This is a genomic window from bacterium (assembly GCA_029210545.1).
Taxonomy (GTDB): Bacteria; BMS3Abin14; BMS3Abin14; order BMS3Abin14; family BMS3Abin14; genus JARGFV01.
Window position 1 is genome coordinate 1 of sequence record JARGFV010000186.1, and the last position, 2,644, is coordinate 2,644.

The 2,644-nt window shown below is 59.0% G+C and carries 2 protein-coding genes; both read left to right on the forward strand.

The genetic code is table 11. From position 1 onward, the window contains the following. Positions 1-194 precede the first annotated feature (194 nt). A complete protein-coding gene (ilvB, locus tag P1S46_12130) occupies positions 195-1,922 on the forward strand; it encodes a biosynthetic-type acetolactate synthase large subunit (protein ID MDF1537218.1) in 1,728 nt (575 codons plus the stop codon). A 126-nt stretch (positions 1,923-2,048) separates the two neighbouring features. Further along, complete coding sequence (ilvN, locus tag P1S46_12135) at positions 2,049-2,525, forward strand: acetolactate synthase small subunit (protein ID MDF1537219.1); 477 nt, start codon at positions 2,049-2,051, stop codon at positions 2,523-2,525. Positions 2,526-2,644: the final 119 nt, after the last annotated feature.

Consider the following 2,644-nt stretch of genomic DNA (forward strand, 5'->3'; position numbering starts at 1 on the left):
TTCCGCACAAGCGAACGACTCAGCAACGCCGCCGGAACGGAAAAGAACCTCGTGAATAGTCCGGGCTAGGAGTCTGTCGGAGAACCTCCCTGTTTTTTAACAGGGAGGGCACAGACTCCTGGCAACGATACAGGGATCATCAGGCACGGGGGGACGGTCACACCGGATCGTGTGAGATAGCCGGGAGAATTGATATGCAGATGTCAGGAGCACAGATGTTGGTGAAAGCCCTGAAAGAAGAGGGGGTCGAGATCATGTTCGGCTACCCCGGCGGGGTGCTGCTCGATTTTTACGACGCGCTTTTCAAAAGTGGGGTCCGGCACGTCCTGACCCGTCACGAACAGGCGGCCGCCCACGCCGCCGACGGCTACGCGAGGGCCACCGGGAAGGTGGGGGTCTGTATGGCCACTTCGGGGCCGGGGGCCACCAACCTGGTCACCGGGATCGCCACCGCCCATATGGACTCGGTACCCATGGTGGCCTTTACCGGCCAGGTCCCCACCCACATGATCGGCGGCGACGCTTTCCAGGAAGCCGACATTATCGGGATCACGAGACCTGTCACCAAGCACAGTTACCTGGTGACCAGGACCGAGGATCTGCCCGGTGTCGTCCAGGAGGCGTTTCACATCGCCGCAACAGGCCGGCCGGGTCCGGTCCTGGTGGACCTGCCCAAGGATGTCCTGGCAGGCAAGGGGAAGTACCTCCGACCCGACAAGGTGGATATCCGCGGATACAAGCCCAGGGTCGAGGGGCATCAGGGACAGATCAAGAGGGTCCTTTCGGAGATCCGCAAGGCAAAGCGTCCGGTGATCTACGCCGGCGGTGGCGTCATCCTGGCCAACGCCGGCAAGGAGCTGACCGCTTTTGCCGAAAACAACCAGATCCCGGTGACCAACACCCTGCTGGGACTGGGCGGATTCCCGGGCAAGAGCCCACTGTTCCTGGGGATGCTGGGGATGCACGGCACCTACCAGGCCAACATGACCATCCACACATCGGACCTGATCATCGCCATCGGCGCCAGGTTCGATGACCGGGTGACCGGGAACGTGGCCAAGTTCGCTCCCAACGCGCGCATCGTCCATGTCGACATCGATCCCTCGGCCATCAGCAAGAACATCGTCGTCCATATCCCCGTGGTTGGTGACGTCAAGGGGGTTCTCACAGAGCTGAACAAGCTCCAGAAAAAGGACAAGCCGGTCTGGGACGAGATCCGGGAGAAATGGCTCAAGCAGGTGGAGGCGTGGGGTAAAGAGCGGCCCTTGTCCTATGATAAGGGCAGTTCCCTGATCAAGCCTCAGTATGTTATCGAAAGGCTCAGCAAACTCGCGCCTGACGACGCCATCATCACCACCGAGGTAGGGCAGAACCAGATGTGGGCGGCCCAGTTCTACCGGTTCAACCATCCCAGGACCTTCCTCTCTTCCGGAGGTCTCGGGACCATGGGTTACGGGTTCCCGGCTGCCATGGGAGCCCAGTTCGCCTACCCGGATCGCCTGGTGGTGGATATCGCCGGTGACGGCAGTATCCAGATGAACATCCAGGAACTGACCACGGTTGCCCAGCACAACCTTCCGGTGAAGATCCTCATCCTCAACAACTGTTTCCTGGGGATGGTCCGGCAGTGGCAGGAGCTGTTCTACGATGCCAGATATTCCGGCACCTGCCTCGTCTCAAACCCTGATTTCGTCAAGGTCGCCGAGGCCTTCGGGGTCAAGGGGATCAGGATCGAGGAGAAGGGAAAGGTGGACGCCGGGCTCAGGGAGATGATGGAGCATGACGGGCCGGTGGTGGTGGATTGCATGGTGGACCGCGAGGAGGGAGTCTACCCCATGGTCCCGGCAGGCGCCGCCTCCAGCGACATGATCTTCGGGCCGGCCGGAAAGAAAGAGGAAAAGAAGCTCAAGGCCGTCAGGTAGGAAAAGTTACCTGCAGGTCAGGGCGATTTCGAGTTTTTACCTGATGGTGTTCCATTGATCGGGGTTACTGTATCCGGCAGCGTTACCAGGTTTTCGATAAGCTGCAGGACGGGTGAGAGGTGAGTGATGAAACACACCATTTCCGTGACGGTTGAAAACAGGTTCGGGGTCCTTTCGAGGGTGGCCGGGCTCTTTTCCGGCCGGGGGTTCAACATCGAAAGCCTAAGTGTCGGAGAGACCATCGATGCCAGCGTGTCCCGGATGACCATCGTCACACGGGGCGACGACCGGATCATCGAGCAGGTCATCAAGCAGCTGAGAAAGCTCGTGGATGTCATCAAGGTCACCGATCTGACGGACCTGCACTTCGTGGACCGGGAGATGATCCTCATCAAGGTCAACGCCACCGAAAAGACAAAGGCGGATATCCTGAGGATCAACGAGATCTTCCGGGGCAAGATCGTCGACGTCTCTCCCAATACGTACACCTTCGAGGTCACCGGAGACGAAGGCAAGATCGACGCGTTCATCAAGCTGATCAAACCGTTCGGGGTCAAGGAGATCGCCAAGACAGGGAAGGTGGCGGTGAGCAGGGAAATGTGAGGTTTTCGCCGAAAATGGCGAAAACCTGATTCCAACTTTGACAGAGTCGCAAAAAGTCCAATCCGGGACTTTTCGCTCCACGGAAAGGGAAAAGCGTGGTTTTCCCTTTCCTTACAAAT

Excerpts from the sequence above, each read along its gene's own strand:
- ilvB (MDF1537218.1), top strand. The coding sequence starts at position 195 with ATGCAGATGTCAGGAGCACAGATGTTGGTGAAAGCCCTGAAAGAAGAG.
- ilvN (MDF1537219.1), top strand. The coding sequence starts at position 2,049 with ATGAAACACACCATTTCCGTGACGGTTGAAAACAGGTTCGGGGTCCTT.